At 70.7% G+C, this 20118-nt stretch carries 19 protein-coding genes and 2 tRNA genes; 10 read left to right on the top strand and 11 right to left on the bottom strand.

From position 1 onward, the window contains the following. The first annotated feature begins 41 nt into the window (after nt 1-41). From ACF062_RS13720 to ACF062_RS13710, 3 genes are all read left to right on the top strand, one after another. The gene (locus ACF062_RS13720; RefSeq protein ID WP_392137933.1) at nt 42-506 is read left to right on the top strand and encodes a molybdenum cofactor biosynthesis protein MoaE; all 465 of its coding nucleotides are present in this window, start codon (nt 42-44) and stop codon (nt 504-506) included. A 152-nt stretch (nt 507-658) separates the two neighbouring features. Beyond that, nucleotides 659-829 (top strand): hypothetical protein, encoded by a 171-nt coding sequence (locus tag ACF062_RS13715; protein ID WP_223776654.1) that lies wholly within the window; start codon nt 659-661, stop codon nt 827-829. A gap of 60 nt (nt 830-889) precedes the next feature. Beyond that, nucleotides 890-1978 carry a PDZ domain-containing protein gene (locus ACF062_RS13710; RefSeq protein ID WP_392137931.1) on the top strand — a complete coding sequence of 363 codons (1089 nt, stop codon included), beginning with the start codon at nt 890-892 and terminating at the stop codon, nt 1976-1978. 86 nt (nt 1979-2064) lie between these two features. Here ACF062_RS13710 and ACF062_RS13705 read toward each other — a convergent pair whose 3' ends face one another. Beyond that, nucleotides 2065-2604 (bottom strand): PPA1309 family protein, encoded by a 540-nt coding sequence (locus tag ACF062_RS13705; RefSeq protein WP_030780960.1) that lies wholly within the window; start codon nt 2602-2604, stop codon nt 2065-2067. A 137-nt stretch (nt 2605-2741) separates the two neighbouring features. On the opposite strand from ACF062_RS13705, the gene ACF062_RS13700 reads away from it, so the two are divergent. The 4 genes from ACF062_RS13700 (at nt 2742) to ACF062_RS13685 (ending at nt 8275) form a co-directional block, all read left to right on the top strand. After that, on the top strand, nt 2742-5750 hold the full coding sequence (locus ACF062_RS13700) for a UPF0182 family protein (RefSeq protein WP_392138849.1): 3009 nt from the start codon (nt 2742-2744) through the stop codon (nt 5748-5750). A gap of 51 nt (nt 5751-5801) precedes the next feature. Then, nucleotides 5802-5875: transfer RNA gene (locus ACF062_RS13695), tRNA-Met, on the top strand. 230 nt (nt 5876-6105) lie between these two features. Next, the gene (locus ACF062_RS13690) at nt 6106-7956 is read left to right on the top strand and encodes a sel1 repeat family protein (RefSeq protein WP_392137929.1); all 1851 of its coding nucleotides are present in this window, start codon (nt 6106-6108) and stop codon (nt 7954-7956) included. Nucleotides 7957-8201: 245 nt separating this feature from the next. Beyond that, nucleotides 8202-8275, top strand: a tRNA-Met gene (locus ACF062_RS13685). A 53-nt stretch (nt 8276-8328) separates the two neighbouring features. Here ACF062_RS13685 and ACF062_RS13680 read toward each other — a convergent pair. The 4 genes from ACF062_RS13680 to ACF062_RS13665 all read right to left on the bottom strand — a co-directional run bounded on the left by ACF062_RS13680 (nt 8329) and on the right by ACF062_RS13665 (nt 11850). Then, entirely contained in the window at nt 8329-9462 is a 1134-nt protein-coding gene (locus ACF062_RS13680; protein ID WP_392137928.1) for an ABC transporter substrate-binding protein, read from the bottom strand. Nucleotides 9463-9574: 112 nt separating this feature from the next. After that, nucleotides 9575-10486 carry an ABC transporter permease gene (locus ACF062_RS13675; RefSeq protein WP_392137926.1) on the bottom strand — a complete coding sequence of 304 codons (912 nt, stop codon included), beginning with the start codon at nt 10484-10486 and terminating at the stop codon, nt 9575-9577. Next, complete coding sequence (locus ACF062_RS13670) at nt 10483-11259, bottom strand: ABC transporter ATP-binding protein (RefSeq protein ID WP_392138847.1); 777 nt, start codon at nt 11257-11259, stop codon at nt 10483-10485. Before ACF062_RS13670 ends, ACF062_RS13675 begins: the two co-directional genes overlap by 4 nt. A 174-nt stretch (nt 11260-11433) precedes the next feature. Continuing rightward, nucleotides 11434-11850 carry a Fur family transcriptional regulator gene (locus ACF062_RS13665; protein ID WP_392137924.1) on the bottom strand — a complete coding sequence of 139 codons (417 nt, stop codon included), beginning with the start codon at nt 11848-11850 and terminating at the stop codon, nt 11434-11436. 93 nt (nt 11851-11943) lie between these two features. Here ACF062_RS13665 and ACF062_RS13660 point away from each other — a divergent pair, with 93 nt between their 5' ends. Then, the gene (locus ACF062_RS13660; RefSeq protein WP_392137922.1) at nt 11944-13449 is read left to right on the top strand and encodes a catalase; all 1506 of its coding nucleotides are present in this window, start codon (nt 11944-11946) and stop codon (nt 13447-13449) included. A gap of 76 nt (nt 13450-13525) precedes the next feature. Here ACF062_RS13660 and ACF062_RS13655 read toward each other — a convergent pair whose 3' ends face one another. Beyond that, nucleotides 13526-13930 (bottom strand): cyclic nucleotide-binding/CBS domain-containing protein, encoded by a 405-nt coding sequence (locus ACF062_RS13655; RefSeq protein ID WP_392137920.1) that lies wholly within the window; start codon nt 13928-13930, stop codon nt 13526-13528. 163 nt (nt 13931-14093) lie between these two features. Next, complete coding sequence (gene hisN, locus ACF062_RS13650) at nt 14094-14894, bottom strand: histidinol-phosphatase (RefSeq protein ID WP_392137918.1); 801 nt, start codon at nt 14892-14894, stop codon at nt 14094-14096. 144 nt (nt 14895-15038) lie between these two features. On the opposite strand from hisN, the gene ACF062_RS13645 reads away from it, so the two are divergent. Beyond that, the gene (locus tag ACF062_RS13645) at nt 15039-15644 is read left to right on the top strand and encodes a TetR/AcrR family transcriptional regulator (protein WP_392137917.1); all 606 of its coding nucleotides are present in this window, start codon (nt 15039-15041) and stop codon (nt 15642-15644) included. A gap of 20 nt (nt 15645-15664) precedes the next feature. Here ACF062_RS13645 and ACF062_RS13640 read toward each other — a convergent pair whose 3' ends face one another. From ACF062_RS13640 to ACF062_RS13625, 4 genes are all read right to left on the bottom strand, one after another. Next, nucleotides 15665-15988 carry a multidrug efflux SMR transporter gene (locus tag ACF062_RS13640; protein WP_127911081.1) on the bottom strand — a complete coding sequence of 108 codons (324 nt, stop codon included), beginning with the start codon at nt 15986-15988 and terminating at the stop codon, nt 15665-15667. A gap of 132 nt (nt 15989-16120) precedes the next feature. Then, a complete protein-coding gene (rsgA, locus tag ACF062_RS13635) occupies nt 16121-17131 on the bottom strand; it encodes a ribosome small subunit-dependent GTPase A (RefSeq protein ID WP_392137915.1) in 1011 nt (336 codons plus the stop codon). A 16-nt stretch (nt 17132-17147) separates the two neighbouring features. Beyond that, a complete protein-coding gene (gene aroA, locus ACF062_RS13630; protein WP_392137914.1) occupies nt 17148-18497 on the bottom strand; it encodes a 3-phosphoshikimate 1-carboxyvinyltransferase in 1350 nt (449 codons plus the stop codon). Nucleotides 18498-18529: 32 nt separating this feature from the next. Continuing rightward, nucleotides 18530-19252 carry a M50 family metallopeptidase gene (locus ACF062_RS13625; RefSeq protein WP_392137913.1) on the bottom strand — a complete coding sequence of 241 codons (723 nt, stop codon included), beginning with the start codon at nt 19250-19252 and terminating at the stop codon, nt 18530-18532. A gap of 49 nt (nt 19253-19301) precedes the next feature. Between ACF062_RS13625 and ACF062_RS13620 the strand changes: the two genes are divergently transcribed. After that, nucleotides 19302-20117 (top strand): SOS response-associated peptidase, encoded by an 816-nt coding sequence (locus tag ACF062_RS13620; protein ID WP_392137912.1) that lies wholly within the window; start codon nt 19302-19304, stop codon nt 20115-20117. Nucleotide 20118: the final 1 nt, after the last annotated feature.

Raw genomic sequence — 20118 nt, 5'->3', positions numbered from 1 at the left:
TCCTATTCCGTGTGGGGCTTGCCGTGCGGCACCATGGCCGCATGGCTAGCACCACGATGGACCACCCCGGCGAGCGGGGCGCACAGGACCCGATCCGCCTCCTCGCGATCCGCGACACCCCGCTCTCCCTGGACGAGGTCTTCCGTGCCGTCGGCGACGACGCGGCGGGCGGCACGGCGCTCTTCGTGGGGACCGTGCGCAATCACGACGGTGGCGCGGACGTCGACGAGCTGGGCTATTCGACGCACCCCACGGCCGAGGCCGAGATGCGCCGTGTGGCCGAGAAGGTCGTCGCCGAGTTCCCGGTGCGCGCCCTGGCCGCCGTGCACCGCGTGGGTGATCTCGTGGTCGGCGACCTCGCGGTGGTCGTGGCGGTCTCCTGCCCGCACCGTGGCGAGGCCTTCGCCGCCTGCCGCAAGCTGATCGACGACCTCAAGCACGAAGTGCCGATCTGGAAGCACCAGCGGTTCTCCGACGGCAAGGAGGAGTGGGTCGGCGCCTGTTGACAGCGGCCGAGGGGGCAGGACCGGCGTCGTGCCCGGTGGTGACCCGTGCGGCTCCAGTTGCGTAACTCGACCCCTGCCGTGAGCGTTGACCATGTGGCTGATTAATCTGCTGATCAGTCAGTTGTGGTCGCTCATGGGGTCGGGAGTTCGACATGGCATCACTTGCCTGGTTGCTGATTCCGCTTCTGGCGGCCGTCGGGGCGGGACTGTGGGGCGGCTGGGCCGCCCGTAACCGCAAGTCCGGCAGGACCGGCGATCACACGGAACTGAACGGCTACGCCGCCTTCCGCGAGGCGATGGAGAAGTCCCGCTCCGGTACGTGATGTCCCCGTACGGACCGGCCCCACAGGTGCGTCCACAGGCCCTTCCCGTACTGTCGTTCCATGCCACGCCGCACTGCGACGATGCTCGCCTCCACCCTGATGCTGATCGCGCTGCTCTGCGCCGGAGTGCTCATCAAAGTGCCCTACTCGGAGATGTCCCCGGGCCCCACGGTGAACACCCTCGGTGATCACGACGGCGAGCCGGTGCTGCAGATCTCCGGCCACAAGACGTATCCCACGACCGGCAACCTCAACATGACGACGGTCAGGGTGACCAGCGCCGACTACAACATGAACCTCGCGGAGGCCGTCTACGGCTGGCTGGCCCACGACAACATCGTGGTGCCGCACGACACGCTCTACCCGGACGGCAAGACCGAACAGCAGTCCACGCAGGAGAACGCCGAGGAGTTCAGTCAGTCCCAGGAGAGCGCCAAGGTGGCGGCGCTCAGGGAGCTCAAGCTTCCGGTGGAGTCCCAGGTCATCGTCTCCACCGTCATCAAGGGCGACCCGGCCGAGGGCAAGCTGCACGCGGGCGACGTCATCAAGAAGGTCGACGGGAAGCCCGTCAAGGAGATGACGGACGTCGCCGAACTCGTCACCGAGCGCAAGCCCGGCGACAGCGTCACGTTCACGATCGTCCCGGTCAAGGAAGCGGCCGCCGCCGAGAAGTCGGGCAAGGAGCCGACGAGGACCGAGGAGATCAAGATCACGACGAAGAAGGCGGAGGACGGCGACCGGGCGATCGTCGGGATCAAGGCGGGCACCGACCACACCTTCCCGTTCACGATCGACATCAAGCTGGCCGACGTGGGCGGCCCCAGCGCCGGACTGATGTTCGCCCTCGGCATCGTCGACAAGCTGACCCCGAAGGACCTCACCGGCGGCAATTTCGTGGCCGGCACCGGCACCATCGACGAGAAGGGCAAGGTCGGCCCGATCGGCGGCATCGAGATGAAGACCGTCGGCGCGCGCGAGAAGGGCGCCGAGTACTTCCTGACGCCGAAGGACAACTGCTCGGCGGCCGCGAGCGACGTCCCGGACGGCCTCACCCTGGTCAAGGTCGACACCATCGACGACGCGGTGCAGTCCCTGGAGAAGATCCGCAAGGGCGACACCGACGCCCTGCCGAGCTGCGCCGCGAAGTAGCGGCTCGGCCCACGAGACCAGGCAGCCGTACGCGGGCGGGGGAGCCCCGGAGGCCGGCCCCACCCGCGTACGTACGGAAGCGGGGGCTAAGCGAAAGTCGCCGCCAGTGCGTCCGCGAGGCCGGGCACCAGGTCGGAGCCCGTGAGGACCTCGGTCGGCGAGTCCTTCTCGCGCAGCCGCAGCGCCGACTCTCGCGCGCCGTCACGGAGCACCGCCACCGTCATGCGGACCTCCTGGCGGTCGGGGTGCTTCGCCACCCACTGCGCCAGCTGGGCCTCGCTGAGGCCCTCGGGTACGGACGTCTCGGCGGACGGCGGCAGCATCAGGCGCTCCACCGTGAGGGCGCAGCCCGTCACGGCGTCCGGCCAGGCAATGGTGCCGAGGAACTCGTCCAGCGGCTTGTCCGCGGGGATCTCCTCCTGCTCGATGGGGGTGAGACCGGCGTGTTCCACGCCGTCGTCAAGGCCGAGCTGGGAGGCGAGGCCGGGTTCTTGGGTGCGCAGTCGCGCCGTGTCGACGAGCGCGAAGAGGCGGGCGGGCCGGTCCCAGCCCAGGCCGGACACGTACTCATCGATCTCGAGCACGGCCCGGGTGAGGGGGCTCGCTGCCATGGGAGTGTTGGACATGGTCACAATCCTGCCTCGTTAGTCCCGAGAATCGGGAACCGAGTAAAGCGTGAGTAAGTTGCATAGGTGTGGCTCCACGATCTCGGGGGCCTGACGTATCGACAGCGAACTTCGAGGTGCGCACCTTGGCTTTCCAGATGCCGGACCGCGGCGGAGGCCCGACGGGGCCACGGATCAGAGTGGGCCGACCCTCCCGTCGCGTCCGGACCCTGCTCATGACGTTGGGCGTGTTGGCCGTGCTGGCCATGGCCTTCGTCATGTTCTCCGGGTTCTGGACGGACTGGTTGTGGTACCGCTCGGTCAATTACTCATCGGTCTTCAAGACGACCCTGTGGACCAAGATCGGCCTGTTCTTCGTCTTCGGCCTCCTCATGGCGGCCGCGGTCGGCGTGAACATCTGGCTGGCGCACCGGCTGCGCCCGCCGCTCAGTGCCATGTCGATGGAGCAGCAGAGCCTCGACCGGTACCGCATGGGCATCGCCCCCTACAAGAAGTGGCTGCTGATCGGGATCACCGCGCTGGTGGGACTGATCGCGGGCGCCTCCGCGGCGGGACAGTGGCGCACCTGGCTCATGTGGGTCAACGGCGTGCCCTTCGGCCAGAAGGACCCGCAGTTCCACATGGACGTGGCGTTCTTCGCGTTCGACCTGCCCTGGTACCGCTTCCTGCTGGGCTTCGGCTTCGCGGCGGCGGTGCTCTCCCTGGTGGCCGCCGCCCTGACGCACTACCTGTACGGCGGGCTGCGGATCACCAGCCCCGGCGCGCGCGCGACCGCGGCTGCGACCGGCCACCTCTCGGTGCTGCTCGGCGTCTTCGTCTCGCTCAAGGCAATCGCGTACTGGCTCGACCGGTACGGCCTCGCGGTGAAGTCCAGTGACTTCAAGGCGACGGGCAACTGGACCGGTCTGCGGTACGTCGACGCCAACGCCTACCTGCCGGCGAAGACGATCCTCTTCTGCATCGCCGTCATCTGTGCCCTGCTCTTCTTCGCGACGCTGTGGCGGCGCACCTGGCAGCTGCCGGTCATCGGCTTCGGCCTGATGGTCCTCTCGGCGATCCTCATCGGCGGGCTCTACCCCGCGATCGTCCAGAAGTTCCAGGTCCAGCCGAACGAGCAGGCCAAGGAAGCGCCCTACATCGAGAAGAACATCGAGGCCACCCGCGACGCCTACGGCATCAGCGGTGTGAAGCCCGAGGACTACCGGGGCGCGGGCAAGGTCGACGAGGACCGCCAGAAGAAGCGCGAGGACGCCGACACGGCGGCCAACTACCGGCTGAACGACCCGAACATCGTCTCGCCGACGTTCCAGCAGCTGGAGCAGGAGCGCAGTTACTACCAGTTCCCGACGACACTGGACGTGGACCGCTACAACGGCCAGGACACCATCGTCGGTCTGCGCGAGCTGAACGTGAACAAGCTCGACAAGCGGAACTGGATCAACGACCACTTCGCGTACACCCACGGCTATGGCGTCGTCGCCGCCAAGGGCACGGAGACCAAGCAGGGTTCCAAGGGCGCCCCGGCGTTCACCGAGTCCGGTCTGCCGACCAAGGGGAACCTCGGCGAGTACGAGCAGCGGATCTACTACGGCGAGAAGACGACGCAGTACTCGATCGTGGGCGGGCCCCAGAAGGAGCTCGACTACGAGGAGGACGGCGGCGGTCAGAAGACCTACAGCTACAAGGGCGACAGCGGGGTCAACCTCTCCAATCCGATCAACCGCGCCGCGTACGCGGTGTCCTTCGGAGAGCCGCAGATCCTGTACTCCGGCGCGATCGGCGAGGGCTCGCGGATCCTCTACAACCGCACCCCCAAGGAGCGCGTCGAGGCGGTGGCCCCCTGGCTGACGATCGACGGCGACATCTACCCGACGGTGGTCGACGGACGCATCCAGTGGGTGGTCGACGCCTACACCACCACCAACGGCTATCCGTACGCCTCGCGCACCACGCTCGGTGACACCACGGCGGACTCCTTGTCGCAGGCGGACAGCCAGCGCACGGTGATCGCCCAGCAGAACCAGGTCAACTACATCCGGAACTCGGTGAAGGCGACCGTCGACGCGTACACCGGCGACGTCAAGCTCTACACCTGGGACGAGAAGGACCCGGTCCTGAAGACCTGGAAGAAGGCGTTCCCGGGCACCGTCAAGGACAAGAGCGAGATCCCGGCGGCACTCAACGACCACCTGCGCTACCCGCAGGACATGTTCAAGGTGCAGCGCGAGCTCCTGACGCTGTACCACGTCACGGATCCCGGCCAGTTCTACAACGCGAGTGACGCCTGGCAGGTGCCGAACGACCCGACGAAGAAGGACGACAGCGCGGTCCCGCCGTACTACCTGTCCTTGAAGGCGCCGGGCCAGGACCAGCAGCAGTTCGCGCTGACGACGACGTTCACCCCGAGTGAGCGGCCCAATCTGCGGGCCTTCATGACGGTCGACGCCGACGCCAGAAGCAAGAACTACGGCCAGATGAAGCTGCTGAGAGTGACCGGCGACGTCGACGGCCCTGAACAGGTGCAGAACAAGCTGAACTCCATGAAGGAGGTCGGCACCTTCGTCCGGGACATGAAGGGCGCCGATTCCGACGTCCTCTACGGCAATCTGCTGACCGTGCCACTGGACGACGGCTTCCTCTACGTCGAGCCCGTCTACGTACAGGGCCGCAAGTCGGCGTATCCGCTGCTGAAGAAGGTGGCCGTGTCGTACGGCACGGAGACCGTCTTCGCGGACTCCCTGGGCGAGGGCCTCGATCAGGTCTTCGGCGCGGCGGGCGGCACGAAGCCGCCGGCCCAGGACCAGGACGGGGATGCGGACACGGACGAGCCGACCAAGCCGCCCAGGACGAACGACCCGACGGTCCAGGCCGCCCTCGATGACGCCCAGAAGGCGTTCGAGGACGGCGAGAAGGCCATGAAGGAAGGCGACTGGAAGAAGTACGGCGAGGCTCAGGACCGCCTCCAGGAAGCACTGGAGCGGGCCGAGGAGGCGTCGGCCAAGGCGGCGGAGAAGAGCGCCGACAAGAACGCCGACAAGGCTGCCGACAAGAACGCCGACGGCGGTAAGACCGACAAGGCCGCTGACAAGAACGCTGACGACGGCGCCGACAAGGGCGGCGATCAGGAAGCGGGCAGCGGCGGCTGAGGAGCTGGTCAGAGGGGCACCCCGCGCCGTGGTACGGTTTGAACACAACGGCGCGGGGTGGAGCAGCTCGGTAGCTCGCTGGGCTCATAACCCAGAGGTCGCAGGTTCAAATCCTGTCCCCGCTACTGCAAGGTGAAGGCCCGGATCCTTATGGATCCGGGCCTTCGTCGTGTGCCGTGGGCCGATGCCGTCTTGTGCGGGTGTCCTATGCCAAGTCATGTGAACGGCGCGGTGACGGGGGAGAGTTGGGGGATCTGTGTTTCACTTATCTCTCTGTGGGCATGTCGACAAAACGCTGAAGTGACCTCACTGGCTGCGGTATATCAGGTATACCCAGGTTGCAGGTGGTGCGACGATGGACGTTATGGGGGACAAGGCAACTCTGTTGGATACAGGGCGGTTTGTGCAGGCGGTCGACCGGGAGGAAGATCCCGGGACGGCCGCCGAAGAGATGCGCCATCGGCTGGCCGCCGAGGCCGGGGATGTCGACGCGATGAGCGTCCTGGGAAGCCTTCTGCTGCGCCGCGGTGACCTCGACGGGGCCGAATCCCTGCTGCGCGCGGCGACCGCCGAGGGCGACCGCGCCGCCGCCAACAACCTCGGCGTCCTCCTTCACCAGCGCGGATACGCGGACGAGGCGGCCGGCTGGTGGCGGGTCGCCGCCGTCGCCGGTTCCGCCGCGGCCGCGCACGCGCTCGGCCGCCACCACCGCGAGCGCGGCGACGAGCCCGCCGCCGAGTACTGGCTGCGCCAGTCCGCCGAGCAGGGCCACACCCTCGGGGCGTACGCGCTCGCCGACCTCCTGGAGCACCGCGGTGACGTCGGCGCCGAGCGCTGGATGCGGGTCGCCGCCGAGCGCGGCCACCGCGAGGCCGCGTACCGCCTGGCCCGTGCGCTCGACCGCCGGGCGGCCGCGGAGCGCGGTGAGCCCGCGGAGTGCGGCGAGCCCCTGCCGGTCCGCCGTGCCGCGCGCGCCGCGGGGAAGGATGTGCGCACCCCCGCCGGCGAGGCCGAGCAGTGGTACCGCCAGGCCGCCGCGCGCGGGCACCGGCGGGCCGCGCTGCACCTCGGCGCGATCCTGGAGCACCGCGGCGAGCTGAAGGAGGCCGGGCGCTGGTACCTCAACTCCGCCAAGGACGGTGAGCCCCGGGCGGCCTGCGCCCTCGGGTTCCTGCTGCGGGACGCGGGGGACGAGGAGAGCGCCGCCGTGTGGTGGCTCAAGGCCGCTCAGGACGGCGACGGCAACGCCGCGAACGCGCTGGGCGCGCTGCACGCCGAGCGCGGGGAGACGCAGACCGCCGAGCGGTGGTACCGCGCCGCCATGGACGCGGGCGATGTGAACGGCGCGTACAACCTCGGGCTGCTCTGCGCCGAGCAGGGCCGCACCGCGCAGGCCGACCAGTGGTACCGCCGCGCCGCGTACGCCGGGCACCGCGAGGCAGCCAACGCGCTCGCCGTGCTGCTGCTCCAGGGCGGGGACGCGGCCGGGGCCGAGCCGTGGTTCTCCAAGGCCGCCGAGGCGGGCAGCGTCGACGCGGCGTTCAACCTCGGCATCCTCTACGCGAGCAGGGGCGACGAGGCCTCCGCCCTGCGCTGGTACGAGCGCGCGGCGGCCGACGGGCACACCGACGCGGCCCTCCAGGTCGGCACCGCGCGGCTGCGCGAGGGCGACGAGCAGGAGGCCGAGCGGCATCTGCGGTGCGCGGCCGGGGGCGGCAGCGCGGAAGCGGCGTACCGTCTCGGGACGCTGCTCGACGCGCGGCGCCCCGCGGCGGCGCCGCCCGCCCTCGGTGAGCCCGCGGCGGAGAAGACCGAGTGCGAGGAGTGGTACGAGCGCGCGGCCGAGCAGGGGCACCGCCGGGCCCAGGTCCGCGTGGGCATGCTGGCCGCCGGGCGGGGCGACGTCGTCGAGGCCGCGCGGTGGTACCGCAAGGCCGCCGAGGCCGGCAGCCGCAACGGCGCGTTCAACCTCGGGCTGCTGCTCGCCCGCGAGGGGAGTGAGCCCGAAGCCGCGCTCTGGTGGACGCGGGCCGCCGACGCGGGACACGGCAGGGCGGCCCTGCGGCTCGCCCTCCTCTACGCCCGGCGCGGGCAGCTGGCGCAGGGCCAGCGGTGGGCGTCGCGAGCGGTCGACCTCGGACCCGCGGAGGTCTCCGAGCGGGCTGGGCGCCTGCGCGAGGCGCTTCGGCAGGAGCTTTCCGCGTAGCTTTCCCGCCGGTGTCGCGGAGCCTCTGGCCTTGGGGCCTGGGGCGGAAGGGCTCTGGCAGGTGGTTTCCGAGTAGTTGCCCCGCCGGTGTCGCGGAGTCTCTGGCCTGGCGGCCTGTGGCGGAAGGGTTGCGGCTGGTGTTTTCCGCGTAGTTGCCCCCGGTGTCGCGGAACCTCCGGCCCGCGGGCCCGTCGCGGAACGGATTTGCGCTGGTCGTGGCCCTGACGTACTGTTGTGTTCACCGACGCGGGGTGGAGCAGCTCGGTAGCTCGCTGGGCTCATAACCCAGAGGTCGCAGGTTCAAATCCTGTCCCCGCTACTGAAACCGAAGGCCCGGAGTCCGATTGGACTCCGGGCCTTCGGCATGCGCCCTCACTTATGGCCGACCGCCTCCTCGTACAGCTCGCGGGCTACCACCTTCTCCTCCGGGACCTTGTCGCCCTCGGAGACGCCCGCCGCGCGGTAGGCGTCCTGGAGGCGGTCCGTCGTGCCCGCGCGGATCTCCCAGTCCATGCGCAGGGACGGCGTGGCGAGCAGAACATCCTCGTCCGTCTTGAGCAGCTCGGCCAGCTCCCCGACGAAGGCCTTGTCGGCCTTGTAGTCGCCGGCGAAGTACGTGTTCACCGTCCTGATGTACGCGCGCAGCAGGGCGACGCCCGCGTCCGGGTCCTTCTTGAGGAGGTTCGGCCCGAAGAGGAGGCCGCCCAGCGGTTCGCCCTGGGGCTGGCCGCCGAGGAACGCGTACCGTTTGTCGCCGTCGACCTTGCGCCACACCGGGTCGAGCAGCCAGGCCGAGTCGGTGCCGCCCTGCCGGAGGGCGGTGAGGACGTCCGCCGAGCCCACTTGCTGGAACCGGATCTCATCCAGGCCGCCGCCGTGCTTCTTCAGGGCCTTGCTCATGGGGTACGCGATGACGGACCCCTTGCCGATCATCGTGCCCAGCTTGCGGCCCGCCATCGGGACGTGGGCGGCGCTCTCGCCCTTCTTGAGCTTCACCCACAGCCCGCTCTTGGAACGGGGGTCGGGGGAGAAGTTGCCGGCCGTCCACTTGATGTCGAAGCCACTGGTGATGCCGTTCATCACGGCGGCCTCGGGGGCCGCCCACTGGGCGTCGAGGTCGCCCTTGGCGAGGAGGGGGAGCGCGTCGGGCGTGGGCAGGACCTTCAGCTCGACGTCCAGGCCCTCCTTCTCGAACTCGCCCTTGTCCACCGCCATCTGGAGCGGCGCGACGTACTCGGCGCTCAGCGTGCCGGTCGCGATCGTGAGGCGGCGCTCCTCGGGCAGCGGCTTGGGCGCGGGTGTGCCCGGGGCGCAGCGTGCGGGCTCGCGCTCGGGCGCCAGGTCGGCGGGATCGGTCCAGCTGCCCTTGCCGCAGCCGGAGACCGGGGTGACGGTGCGGGGCTTCGCAGGGGCGGACGCTCCCGTGTCATCCTCCTTCGCGCAGGCCGACGCGGCGAGCAGGGCGCCGGTGAGGAGCAGCGTGAGCGCGGTGGTGCGAGGGCGCATGGCGCCTCCGGGTACTCGTCCCACGGGCGCAGGGATCTATGGACGTACGGATGGGACGTACGGACGTACGGACGTAGGGACGTAGGGACGTAGGGACGTACTGACGTCGTTGTCATGACTGGCTCCGGCCCCGGTCGCGCGGGGCCCACGGCGTGAGCAACCGGCCCACGACGCGCACCAGCTCGGAGAAGACCACGCCGAGCACGGCGACGCAGACGATGCCGACGAACATCACGTCGTTCTGGAAGAGCGCGCGGGAGTCGAAGATGAGGTGGCCGAGGCCGTCGGCCGCCGCGATCTGCTCCGAGGCGACGATCACGAGGACCGCGACCCCGGCGGCGATCCGGGCGCCGACCAGCACCGCGGGGAGCGACGCGGGCAGCAGGACGTGGCGGAACATCTGCCACGGCGAGGCGCCGAAGACGCGGCCCGCGTCGCGGTGCCCGGACGGCACGGCGAGGACCGCCGCCATCGTCGAGATCCAGACGAAGAAGAAGACGGTGGCCGCCACCAGGGCGATCTGCGGCCCCTCGCCGAGGCCGAACATGTTCAGGAAGACGGGCAGGAGCGCGAGCTTCGGTACGACGTACAGGGCGTCCAGGGTCGGTTCGAGGGCGGCGCGCACCAGGGAGAGGGAGCCCATCAGCAGGCCGAGCGCATAGCCCGCGACCGTGCCGACGGCGTACCCGGCGAGTACGCGCTTGAGTGTCGCCCACACGTCCGGCCACAGGTCGCCGTCCGCCGCGCGCCGCCAGCCGTCCTCGATGATCGTCTGGGGTGCGGGGTAGACGCGGTCGTCGATCCAGCCGCTGACAGCCGCGAGCTGCCAGAGCAGGACCAGGGCGAGCGGTACGCCGACGGCGAGCGCGAGTTCGAGGGCGCGTCGTCTGCGGTGGGTGCGCACGGGGCGCAGTTCGTGCGGGCCCGGCCTTCTGACCAGTACGCCTTCCTCGTCCCGCCCTTCCTGCTCTGCCTGCTCGACCCGTGGGGTCTTGCCGGTGCGGTCGCCGATGAGGCGGCTCATGCCGCCGCCTCCGTGCCGACCTCGTCCCGCAGCAGTCGCCACAACTCGCTCTTCAGCGCGGTGAACTCGCCGGTCGCGCGGACCTCGCCGGTGCGGGGGCGGGGGAACGGCGGGCGGCGCTCGGCGATGACGCGGCCGGGCCGGGCCGACATCACCAGGACGCGGTCGCCGAGGACGATCGCCTCTTCGAGGCTGTGCGTGATGAAGAGGGTGGTCGTGCGGGTGGCCTGGGTGAGGGCGAGTAGCTCGTCCTGGAGGATCGTGCGCAGCTGGGCGTCGAGCGCCGCGAAGGGCTCGTCCATCAGCAGGATCTCGGGCTCCACGGCCAGGGCGCGGGCGATGGCGACGCGTTGGCGCATGCCGCCGGAGAGGGCGGCCGGGTAGGCGTCCGCGAAGTCGGCGAGGCCCATGCGGCTCAGCCAGTGCGTGGCTCTGGCGTCGGCCTCTTCGCGGGGGACGCGTTGGATGTCCAGGCCGAATCTGACGTTGGCCCGGACGGTCTTCCAGTCGTAGATGCCATAGTCCTGGAAGATCATCGCCACCGGGCGCCGTGCCCTGGTGCGGATGGTCAGCTTGCCGGCGCTGGGGCGCAGGATGCCGGCGGCGATGCGCAAGAGGGTCGATTTGCCGCAGCCGGAGGGGCCCACCACGCAGGTGAACTCGCCGGGGGCGATCTTCAGGTCCACGGGTCCGAGCGCGTGCACCGCCTTGGCGGCGCGGCCGAAGGTCCTGGTCAGTGCGTGTGCTTCCAGTTTGGGGTGCGGGTCTCCCACGGGGCTCAACGGGGTCTCCTCGCGGAGTGCGGGCGGATGGTCCGGGCGCCGCCGACCATATGACGCACCGTCATTTTCCGGAAGGTCCCGGCCGGGATCGGCCGCCGTGGAGCCGCACGCCGAAGGGCCCGGCGCCTTTCGGTGCCGGGCCCTTCGGGGACGTACGGAAAAGCGCTAGGCCGCCGCGCAGCTCGGGCAGACGCCGCGGTAGGTGACCTCGACGCCCTCGACCGTGAAGCCGAAGCGCTCGGAGTCGGGGAGGCTGGTCAGCGGGTTGCCCGTGGGGTGCACGTCACGGATCGCTCCGCAGCGGGCGCAGACCAGGTGGTGGTGGGGGCGGTGGGCGTTCGGGTCGTACCGCTTCGCGCGGCGGTCCGTCGAGACTTCGAGGACCTCGCCGAGGCTCACCAGCTCGCCCAGGGTGTTGTAGACGGTCGCCCTGGAGATCTCGGGCAGCTTGTCCGCGGCGCGGGCGTGCACCTCGTCCGCCGTGAGGTGGACGTGGTCCCCGTCGAGGACCTCGGCCACGACGCGCCGCTGTGCGGTCATGCGCCAGCCGCGTCCGCGCAGTCGTTCCAACAGGTCACTCATGAAAACCAGCCTAACAGGCAGGGGAGCCAGTCCCGAACGGGTGTGACTTTGGATGATTGCTTGACTTAGACAGTGTCCATTGTAGGATCAGGTATGGCATTGGCCAAGGGACAGGACCAGCAGGTTTTGAATACGCAGGAGGCGCACGTGACGCAGGGACCGCTCACCACGGAGGCCGGCGCGCCGGTAGCCGACAACCAGAACAGCGAGACCGCGGGCGTCGGCGGGCCGGTCCTTGTGCAGGACCAGCTGCTGCTGGAGAAGCTCGCCCACTTCAACCGCGAGCGGATCCCGGAGCGCGTCGTGCACGCACGCGGCGCGGGGGCCTACGGCACCTTCACGCTCACCCGTGACGTCTCGCAGTGGACGCGGGCGAACTTCCTCTCCGAGGTCGGCAAGCAGACCGAGACGTTCCTGCGGTTCTCCACTGTGGCGGGCAACCTCGGCGCGGCCGACGCGGTGCGCGACCCGCGCGGCTGGGCGCTGAAGTTCTACACCGAAGAGGGCAACTACGACCTCGTCGGCAACAACACCCCGGTCTTCTTCATCCGGGACGCCATCAAGTTCCCCGACTTCATCCACACGCAGAAGCGGGACCCCTACACGGGCTCGCAGGAGGCGGACAACGTCTGGGACTTCTGGGGGCTGAGCCCGGAGAGCACCCACCAGGTGACCTGGCTCTTCGGTGACCGCGGCATCCCGGCGTCGTACCGCCACATGGACGGCTTCGGCTCGCACACGTTCCAGTGGAACAACGAGGCCGGCGAGGTCTTCTGGGTCAAGTACCACTTCAAGACCGACCAGGGCATCAAGAACCTCACCCAGGCCGAGGCCAACAAGCTCGCCGGTGAGGACCCCGACTCCCACCAGCGCGACCTGCGCGAGGCCATCGAGCGGGGCGAGTACCCGACCTGGACCGTGGGTGTGCAGGTCATGCCGGCGGCCGAGGCGGCGACGTACCGCTTCAACCCGTTCGACCTCACCAAGGTGTGGCCGCACGCGGACTACCCGGTCATCGAGATCGGCAAGCTGGAGCTCAACCGCAACCCGGAGAACGTCTTCGCCGAGGTCGAGCAGGCGATCTTCAGCCCCGCCCACTTCGTGCCGGGCATCGGTCCCTCCCCGGACAAGATGCTCCAGGGCCGCCTCTTCGCGTACGGCGACGCCCACCGCTACCGCGTCGGCATCAACGCCGACCACCTGCCGGTGAACCGCCCCCACGCCACCGAGGCGCGCACCCACTCCCGTGACGGCTTCCTGTACGACGGCCGCCACAAGGGCGCGAAGAACTACGAGCCGAACAGCTTCGGCGGCCCGTTCCAGACGGACCGGCCGCTGTGGCAGTCCGTTCCCGTCACGGGCGGCACCGGCAACCACGAGACGCCGCGGCACGCCGAGGACGACGACTTCGTGCAGGCGGGCAACCTCTACCGCCTGATGTCCGAGGACGAGAAGAACCGCCTGATCGAGAACCTGTCGGGCTTCATCGCCAAGGTCTCGCGCGATGAGATCGCCGAGCGCGCGATCAACAACTTCCGCCAGGCGGACGGTGACTTCGGCAAGCGGCTGGAGGCCGCGGTCCAGGCCCTGCGCGGCTGACCAGTGCCTCTTGCCGAAGAGTGACGGCGGGCCGGATTCCCTCGGGGGTCCGGCCCGCCGCCGTTTCCCGGTCCCCTCAGACGGCCAGCTCCTGTGCCGCCGCGCGCCGGACCGGTGCCCAGCAGCGGATGATGTCGCGGACCGAGACGATGCCCGTGGGCTCGCCCCCGTCCATCACGATCAGGTGCCGGAAGCCGCCGTGCGCCATGGCGTCCGCCGCGTCCTCCAGGGTCCACGCCGGGGTGGCGAAGACGACGTCGGTCGTGGTGTGGGTGCCTGCGATCTCGGTGTCCGGACTCTGGCCGCGGCCTACGGAGTTGAGGACGTCGCGCTCGGTCAGGATCCCGAGCCCGCAGGTGTCGGGGTCGAGGACGACGGCGGCGCCGATGCGGCGCTCGGACATCAGCCTGGCCGCCTGGCGCAGGGTATGGGTGGGGCCGATGGTAAGGACCACCGTGCTCATGGCGTCGCGGACGAGCATGGGCGTGAGCCACCTCCTTGGTGAAACGGAGACCTCCCGGTGGGCGAAGGATTGCCTCCGCCACCGACTTGGAGAACGGTTTCACAAGTTCACAAGTGGGGGGACTCTCAATGTCGCAGCCGGAGCGGCGGCCAACAAGGGGGCGTACGCGGCCGGTTCGGGGTCAGTAACGCTGATTGAGGTAGCCGAGCAGCTCGTCGTGGAGCAGGCCGTTCGACGCCGCCGCGTTCCCGCTGTGCGGGCCCGGCCTGCCGTCGAGGCCGGTGAAGCTGCCGCCCGCCTCCGTGACCACGATCGCGGGCGCCGCCATGTCCCAGAGCGAGAGCTCGGGCTCCGCGCAGATGTCGACCGCGCCCTCGGCCACCATCATGTACGGCCAGAAGTCGCCGTAGCCACGGGTGCGCCAGACCGCGCGGCTCAGGTCCATGAAGCCGTCAAGGCGGCCCTGCTCCTCCCAGCCCGTGAGCGAGGAGTACGCCAGCGACGCGTCCGCGAGCCGGGAGACCTTCGAGACGTGCAGCCGGGTCGCCGAGGTCAGGCTGCGCCCCGTGTAGGCACCGCCGCCCTTCGCCGCCCACCAGCGGCGGCCGAGCGCGGGGGCGGAGACGACGCCGACCACCGGCTGGTAGCCCCCCTCGACCGCTTCCATCAGGGAGATGAGCGTGGCCCAGACCGGAACACCGCGTACGTAGTTCTTGGTGCCGTCGATCGGGTCGATCACCCAGCGGCGCGGCCCCGTGCCCTCGACGCCGTACTCCTCGCCGAGGATCGCGTCCCGCGGCCTCGCGCGCTGGAGCTGGGAGCGGATCAGCTCCTCGGCCGCCTTGTCGGCCTCGCTCACCGGCGTCATGTCCGGCTTGGTCTCGACCTTGAGGTCGAGGGCCTTGAACCGGTCCATGGTCTGGGCGTCGGCGGCGTCCGCGAGGACATGGGCGAGACGCAGATCATCGTGGTAGTCGGGCATGGGTGAACAGTATCGATCTCGATCCGCCCGAGCCACAGCGCCATATCGCACCGGGGTGCGCGGGCTCACGCCGGAGCTATTGACAGTGCCTCCGAGCGCGTCAACTCTGGCAACCGAAAGCCGCATCGGCCCGGGGAGGCGACGATGCCCGCAGCACGGGAATCCTTACTGGACGCGGCCTACACGGCGCTCGCCCGGCGCCCCTGGCCGGGTGTGCGCATGGTCGATGTCGCGGCCGTCGCCGGGGTGTCCCGGCAGACCCTCTACAACGAGTTCGGCAGCAAGGAAGGCCTCGCCCGCGCCCTGCTGCGCCGCGAGACCGACGGCTATCTGCACGGAGTCGAACGCGCGCTCGCCGAGGAGCGCGAACCGGCCGAGCGGCTGGCCGCCGTGGCCGCCTGGACGGTGGGCGCGGCGCGCGGCAACGCCCTCGTACGGGCCGCGCTCACCGGCTGCTGGAGCGAGCGGCTGCCCGCGCCGAGCAGGGCCGCCGGCGCTCCGTCGTCGGTGCCCGCGCAGCGCCGCGCGGACGCCGGGGTGCCCTCGTCGGCGGAGCTGCTCGGGATGGTGCGGGACCGGGCGGTGGCCGCGCTCGGCGGCCGGGGCCGGGGGCGGGACCCGGAGCTGGCCCTCGCCTGCGAGAGCGCCGTCCGCCTCGCCCTGTCGTACGTCGTCGCGCCCGCCCGGGACGACGACGACCCCGCGGAGCTGGTCCGGGGGGCCATAGGGCGCTGGGTGGCGGGCAGATAGGCGCGCGGCGGCGGTGGTGCTCAGTGCGCGGAGCCGGACAGCTGGAGTCCCACCACGCCGATGATCACGAACGAGATCGAGACGATCTTGAGCGTGGAGACGAGGTCGCCGAGGAAGATCATGCCGTAGATCGCGGTGCCCGCCGCGCCGATCCCGGTCCAGACCGCGTACGCGGGCCCGACGTCCAGCTTCTTCAGCGCCAGGGTGAGCAGACCGAAGCTGCCGAGCGCGAAACAGGCGAACGCGATCGTCGGCCAGAGCCGGGTGAAGCCGTGGGAGAGCTTCAGGCAGACGGCGAAGCCGGTTTCAAGAATCCCCGCCACGATGACCAGCAGCCACGCCATGTGTCCCTGCCTCCCGCACTCGTCCACGTTCCGCGACCGCTTCGCCCCGCTCACTCCGGCTTGGTGCGATTATGCATTTACCTGCGTCGCGGGGGGCGCAAACAACGGGGAGGTCACGCGAGCAAGGGGCGGTCAGTCGTCCTCGCGCCGCTCGCGCGTGGCCAGCAGCCGGCGCAGGGAGTACAGGCGCTGCGGGTCCGCGTGCCCGTCGGCGACCCAGGCGTCCAGCGCGCAGTCCTTCTCGTCGTGACTGCAGCCGCGCGGGCAGTCCGCCGTCCCCGGCTCCAGGTCGGGGAAGGCGAGGATGACGCGCGAAGGATCGACGTGGTTGAGGCCGAACGACCTCACGCCCGGGGTGTCGATCACCCAGCCGCCCACATCCGCCAGCGGGAGCGCCAGCGCGGAGGTCGTGGTGTGCCTGCCGCGCCCCGTGACCGCGTTGACGTGCCCCGTGGTGCGGCGCCGCTCCTCGGGGACCAGCGCGTTCACCAGCGTCGTCTTGCCCACCCCGGAGTGCCCGACGAAGGCGGTGACCTTGCCGTCGAGCAGCTCGTGCACCCGCGCCAGCTCCGCGCCGTCGGTGAACTCCTCGCGGCTGGTGACCACGTAGGGGATGTCGAGGGTGGCGTACGTCTCCAGGATCTTGTCGGCCGACGCCAGGTCCGACTTGGTCAGCACGAGGATCGGTTCGAGGCCGCCGTCGTACGCCGCCACGACGCACCGGTCGATCAGCCGCGGGCGCGGCTCCGGGTCGGCGAGGGCGGTGACGATGGCGAGCTGGTCGGCATTGGCGACGACCACCCGCTCGTAGGGGTCGTCGTCGTCGGCGGTGCGCCGCAGGACGGAGGTGCGCTCGCCGATCCGCACGATGCGGGCGAGGGTGTCCTTCTTGCCGGACAGGTCACCGACCACCGCGACCCTGTCGCCCACCACGGCGGCCTTGCGGCCCAGTTCGCGGGCCTTCATGGCCATCACGATCCGGTCGTCGACCAGGACCGTCAGCCGCCCGCGGTCGACGGTGAGGACCATGCCCTCGGCGGCGTCCTCGTGCTTGGGCCTGATGTGGGTACGGGGGCGGTTGCCCTTGCGGTTGGGGCGGACGCGGATGTCGTCCTCGTCGGGGTTCTTGCCGTAGCGGCGCATGTTCTCGTTCCGCCCGTCAGTTCCCGAGCATCCCGGTCCAGAGTTCGGGGAAGTCCGGGAGGGTCTTCGCCGTCGTCGCGACGTTCTCGATCTGTACGCCGGCCACCGCGAGGCCGATGATCGCGCCCGCGGTCGCCATGCGGTGGTCGTCGTAGGTGTGGAAGACACCGCCGTGCAGCGGGCGCGGGCGGATGTGCAGACCGTCGGCGGTCTCGGTGACGTCACCGCCGAGTTCGTTGATCTCCTTGGTGAGCGCGGCAAGGCGGTCCGTCTCGTGCAGCCGCAGGTGCGCGACGCCGCGCAGCGTCGAGGGGGAGTCCGCGAGGGCCGCGACCGCCGCGATGCCGGGGGTCAGCTCCCCGACCTCGCTCAGGTCCACGTCGAGGCCGTGGATCGAGCCGGAGCCGGTGAAGACCAGGCCCTGCTCGGTCAGCTCGCAGGAGCCGCCCATCTCCGTGAAGATCTCGCGGAGCGCGTCGCCGGGCTGCGTGGTGTACGCGGGCCAGTCGGGGACGGTGACCGTGCCGCCGGTGACCAGGGCCGCGGCGAGGAACGGCTGGGCGTTGGAGAGGTCGGGCTCGACGGTCAGGTCACGGCCGAGCAGCGCGCCGGGGGTGACCCGCCAGACGTTGGGCTCGCCGCCCGCCTCGGGGGTGTCCACCTGCGCCCCGGCCGAGCGCAGCATGTCGACCGTCATCCGGATGTGCGGCATGGAGGGCAGCGGGCCGCCCACGTGCCGGACCTCCACGCCCTGGTTGAAGCGCGGGCCCGACAGCAGCAGGGCGCTCACGAACTGGGAGGAGGACGAGGCGTCGATCTCGACCGGTCCGCCGTCCAGGGCCCCGGCGCCGTGCACGGTCAGCGGCAGCGCGCCCGGGCTCCCGAGCGAGGTGTCGTCGATGCGGGCGCCGAGCGCGCGCAGGGCGTCGATCACACCGGTCAGCGGACGCTCGTACGAACGGGGATCGCCGTCGAAGCGGATCGGGCCGTCGGCGAGGGCGGCGACCGGGGGCAGGAAGCGCATGACCGTGCCGGCGTTGCCGACGTCGACCGTGGCCGGGCCGTGCAGACCCGAGGGGATCACGCGCCATGCCTCGCCGGTGCCCTCGGGGCCGCCCGAGACGGAGGAGCTGGACGACACCGTCTCCTCGATGCCGACGCCCATCGCGCGCAGGGCGCCCGCCATCAGCAGCGTGTCGCGGGAGCGCAGCGGGCGGCGCAGCCAGCCCGGCTCGGCGGCGAGGGAGGCGAGGACGAGCGCGCGGTTGGTGACCGACTTCGAACCGGGGACGTGGACCGTCGCGGTGACGGCTCCGCTTGCGTGCGGGGCGGGCCAGAGGGCGGTGTGCGCCGGGGTTTCGGTCATGCCCTCACTTTAGTGGCTGCCGCGGACCCCGCTCAGACGGCGAGGAGCCAGCGTGCCCCGCCCATCAGGGAGCAGAGCGACACGGCGTGGAAGAGGAAGAGCCACAGCCCGGCGGGGACGTGGGTGAGCCGCGAGAGCTGGTCGGCGTCCGAGTCGCCCGCGCCCCCGTGCCGGCGCTTGGCCTGGAGTTCGAAGGCGGGGCGAACACCGCCCAGGAGCAGGAACCACACCACCGCGTACGCGAACGCCGCCTGCACGTCCGTCTCCGCCAGCCAGGACACCAGGAGGAAGGTGCCGCCGGTCAGGAGGACCGTCAGGGCGCCGTACGCGTTGCGGATCATGACCAGCATCGCGACGAGCAGCGCGGTGGCGATCCACAGCAGGGCCGTGATACGCCCCGAGGAGAGCAGGGCCGCGCCGCCGAGGCCGAGCAGCGGGGGCGCGGTGTAGCCGGCCGCCGCGGTCAGGATCATGCCGGGCCCGGTGGGCCTGCCGCGCGAGACGGTCAGGCCCGAGGTGTCGGAGTGCAGGCGTATGCCGTCGAGGCGGCGCCCGGTGAGCAGCGCGACCAGGCCGTGGCCGCCCTCGTGGGCGATGGTGATGGCGTTGCGGGCCAGGCGCCACACGCCGTGCGGGACGACGACGGCGAGGGCTACGACGCCGGCCGCGATCACCAGCCACTGCTCGGGCGCGGGCTGTGTGCCGAAGACGCGGTCCCAGAGGTCGGCCAGGCTGGCGTTGGCGGTGCTTTCCATTGTCGGGACTGGCTCCTCTGGGGGACGGGGTCGTGGCAGTCTGGCACGTATGTGCGGACGGTATGCATCCAGTCGTGGACCCGGGGACCTCGCGGAGGTCTTCGGGATCGAGAAGTGGGAGCCGGAAGAGGCCCTCGCCCCGGATTTCAACGTGGCGCCCACCAAAGAGGTCTACGCGATCCTCGACCGTCCCCTGAAAGACGCCGAGGACCCGGCTCCGGTTCGCCAGCTGCGCACCCTCAAGTGGGGCCTCGTGCCGTCCTGGTCCAAGACGCCCGAGGGCGGCGCCCGGATGATCAACGCCCGTGCCGAGACCGTGCACGAGAAGCCCTCCTACCGCCGCGCCTTCGCCTCGCGCCGCTGCGTCCTGCCCGCCGACGGCTATTACGAGTGGGTGACCGCGCCCGAGGAACGGCAGCTGGAGGTCGAGGGCAAGAAGAAGCGGCCCCGCAAACAGCCGTACTTCGTGACGCCGGCCGACGGCTCCGTCTTCGCCATGGCGGGCCTCTATGAGTTCTGGCGGGACAAGACCCTGCCCGACGAGCACCCCCTCGCCTGGTGGGTGACCTGCACGGTGATCACCACCGAGGCCGAGACCGCCCCGCTCGCCGTCGCCCCCGCCGAGGGCCCGCGCGCGCTCGCCGACATCCACCCCCGGATGCCGCTGATGCTCACCCCCGACCGCTGGGACGCCTGGCTCGACCCGTCCCGCACGGACGTCGAGGGCCTGCGCCCGCTCCTGGAGCCGCCCCCGGCCGGGCTGATGCGGGCGTACCCCGTGTCGACGGCCGTCAGCAACGTACGCAACAACGGCCCGGAGCTGCTCAAGGAGCTGGACGGCCCCGAAGAGGGCACACTCTTCTGAC

Source organism: Streptomyces sp. NPDC015345 (genome assembly GCF_043078805.1).
Classification (GTDB): domain Bacteria; phylum Actinomycetota; class Actinomycetes; order Streptomycetales; family Streptomycetaceae; genus Streptomyces.
Note: the sequence above shows the minus strand (reverse complement) of the source record. Positions and strands in the feature narration are given on the sequence as shown.

What these genes read in the sequence shown, in the direction of transcription:
- ACF062_RS13675 (WP_392137926.1), bottom strand. Translation starts at nt 10,486, where the DNA reads ATGAGCCGCCTCATCGGCGACCGCACCGGCAAGACCCCACGGGTCGAG.
- ACF062_RS13700 (WP_392138849.1), top strand. Translation starts at nt 2,742, where the DNA reads ATGCCGGACCGCGGCGGAGGCCCGACGGGGCCACGGATCAGAGTGGGC.
- ACF062_RS13720 (WP_392137933.1), top strand. Translation starts at nt 42, where the DNA reads ATGGCTAGCACCACGATGGACCACCCCGGCGAGCGGGGCGCACAGGAC.
- ACF062_RS13705 (WP_030780960.1), bottom strand. Translation starts at nt 2,604, where the DNA reads ATGTCCAACACTCCCATGGCAGCGAGCCCCCTCACCCGGGCCGTGCTC.
- ACF062_RS13625 (WP_392137913.1), bottom strand. Translation starts at nt 19,252, where the DNA reads ATGGAAAGCACCGCCAACGCCAGCCTGGCCGACCTCTGGGACCGCGTC.
- ACF062_RS13640 (WP_127911081.1), bottom strand. Translation starts at nt 15,988, where the DNA reads ATGGCGTGGCTGCTGGTCATCGTGGCGGGGATTCTTGAAACCGGCTTC.
- hisN (WP_392137918.1), bottom strand. Translation starts at nt 14,894, where the DNA reads ATGCCCGACTACCACGATGATCTGCGTCTCGCCCATGTCCTCGCGGAC.
- ACF062_RS13645 (WP_392137917.1), top strand. Translation starts at nt 15,039, where the DNA reads ATGCCCGCAGCACGGGAATCCTTACTGGACGCGGCCTACACGGCGCTC.
- rsgA (WP_392137915.1), bottom strand. Translation starts at nt 17,131, where the DNA reads ATGCGCCGCTACGGCAAGAACCCCGACGAGGACGACATCCGCGTCCGC.
- ACF062_RS13680 (WP_392137928.1), bottom strand. Translation starts at nt 9,462, where the DNA reads ATGCGCCCTCGCACCACCGCGCTCACGCTGCTCCTCACCGGCGCCCTG.
- ACF062_RS13665 (WP_392137924.1), bottom strand. Translation starts at nt 11,850, where the DNA reads ATGAGTGACCTGTTGGAACGACTGCGCGGACGCGGCTGGCGCATGACC.
- aroA (WP_392137914.1), bottom strand. Translation starts at nt 18,497, where the DNA reads ATGACCGAAACCCCGGCGCACACCGCCCTCTGGCCCGCCCCGCACGCA.
- ACF062_RS13710 (WP_392137931.1), top strand. Translation starts at nt 890, where the DNA reads ATGCCACGCCGCACTGCGACGATGCTCGCCTCCACCCTGATGCTGATC.
- ACF062_RS13690 (WP_392137929.1), top strand. Translation starts at nt 6,106, where the DNA reads ATGGACGTTATGGGGGACAAGGCAACTCTGTTGGATACAGGGCGGTTT.
- ACF062_RS13660 (WP_392137922.1), top strand. Translation starts at nt 11,944, where the DNA reads ATGGCATTGGCCAAGGGACAGGACCAGCAGGTTTTGAATACGCAGGAG.
- ACF062_RS13715 (WP_223776654.1), top strand. Translation starts at nt 659, where the DNA reads ATGGCATCACTTGCCTGGTTGCTGATTCCGCTTCTGGCGGCCGTCGGG.
- ACF062_RS13620 (WP_392137912.1), top strand. Translation starts at nt 19,302, where the DNA reads ATGTGCGGACGGTATGCATCCAGTCGTGGACCCGGGGACCTCGCGGAG.
- ACF062_RS13655 (WP_392137920.1), bottom strand. Translation starts at nt 13,930, where the DNA reads ATGCTCGTCCGCGACGCCATGAGCACGGTGGTCCTTACCATCGGCCCC.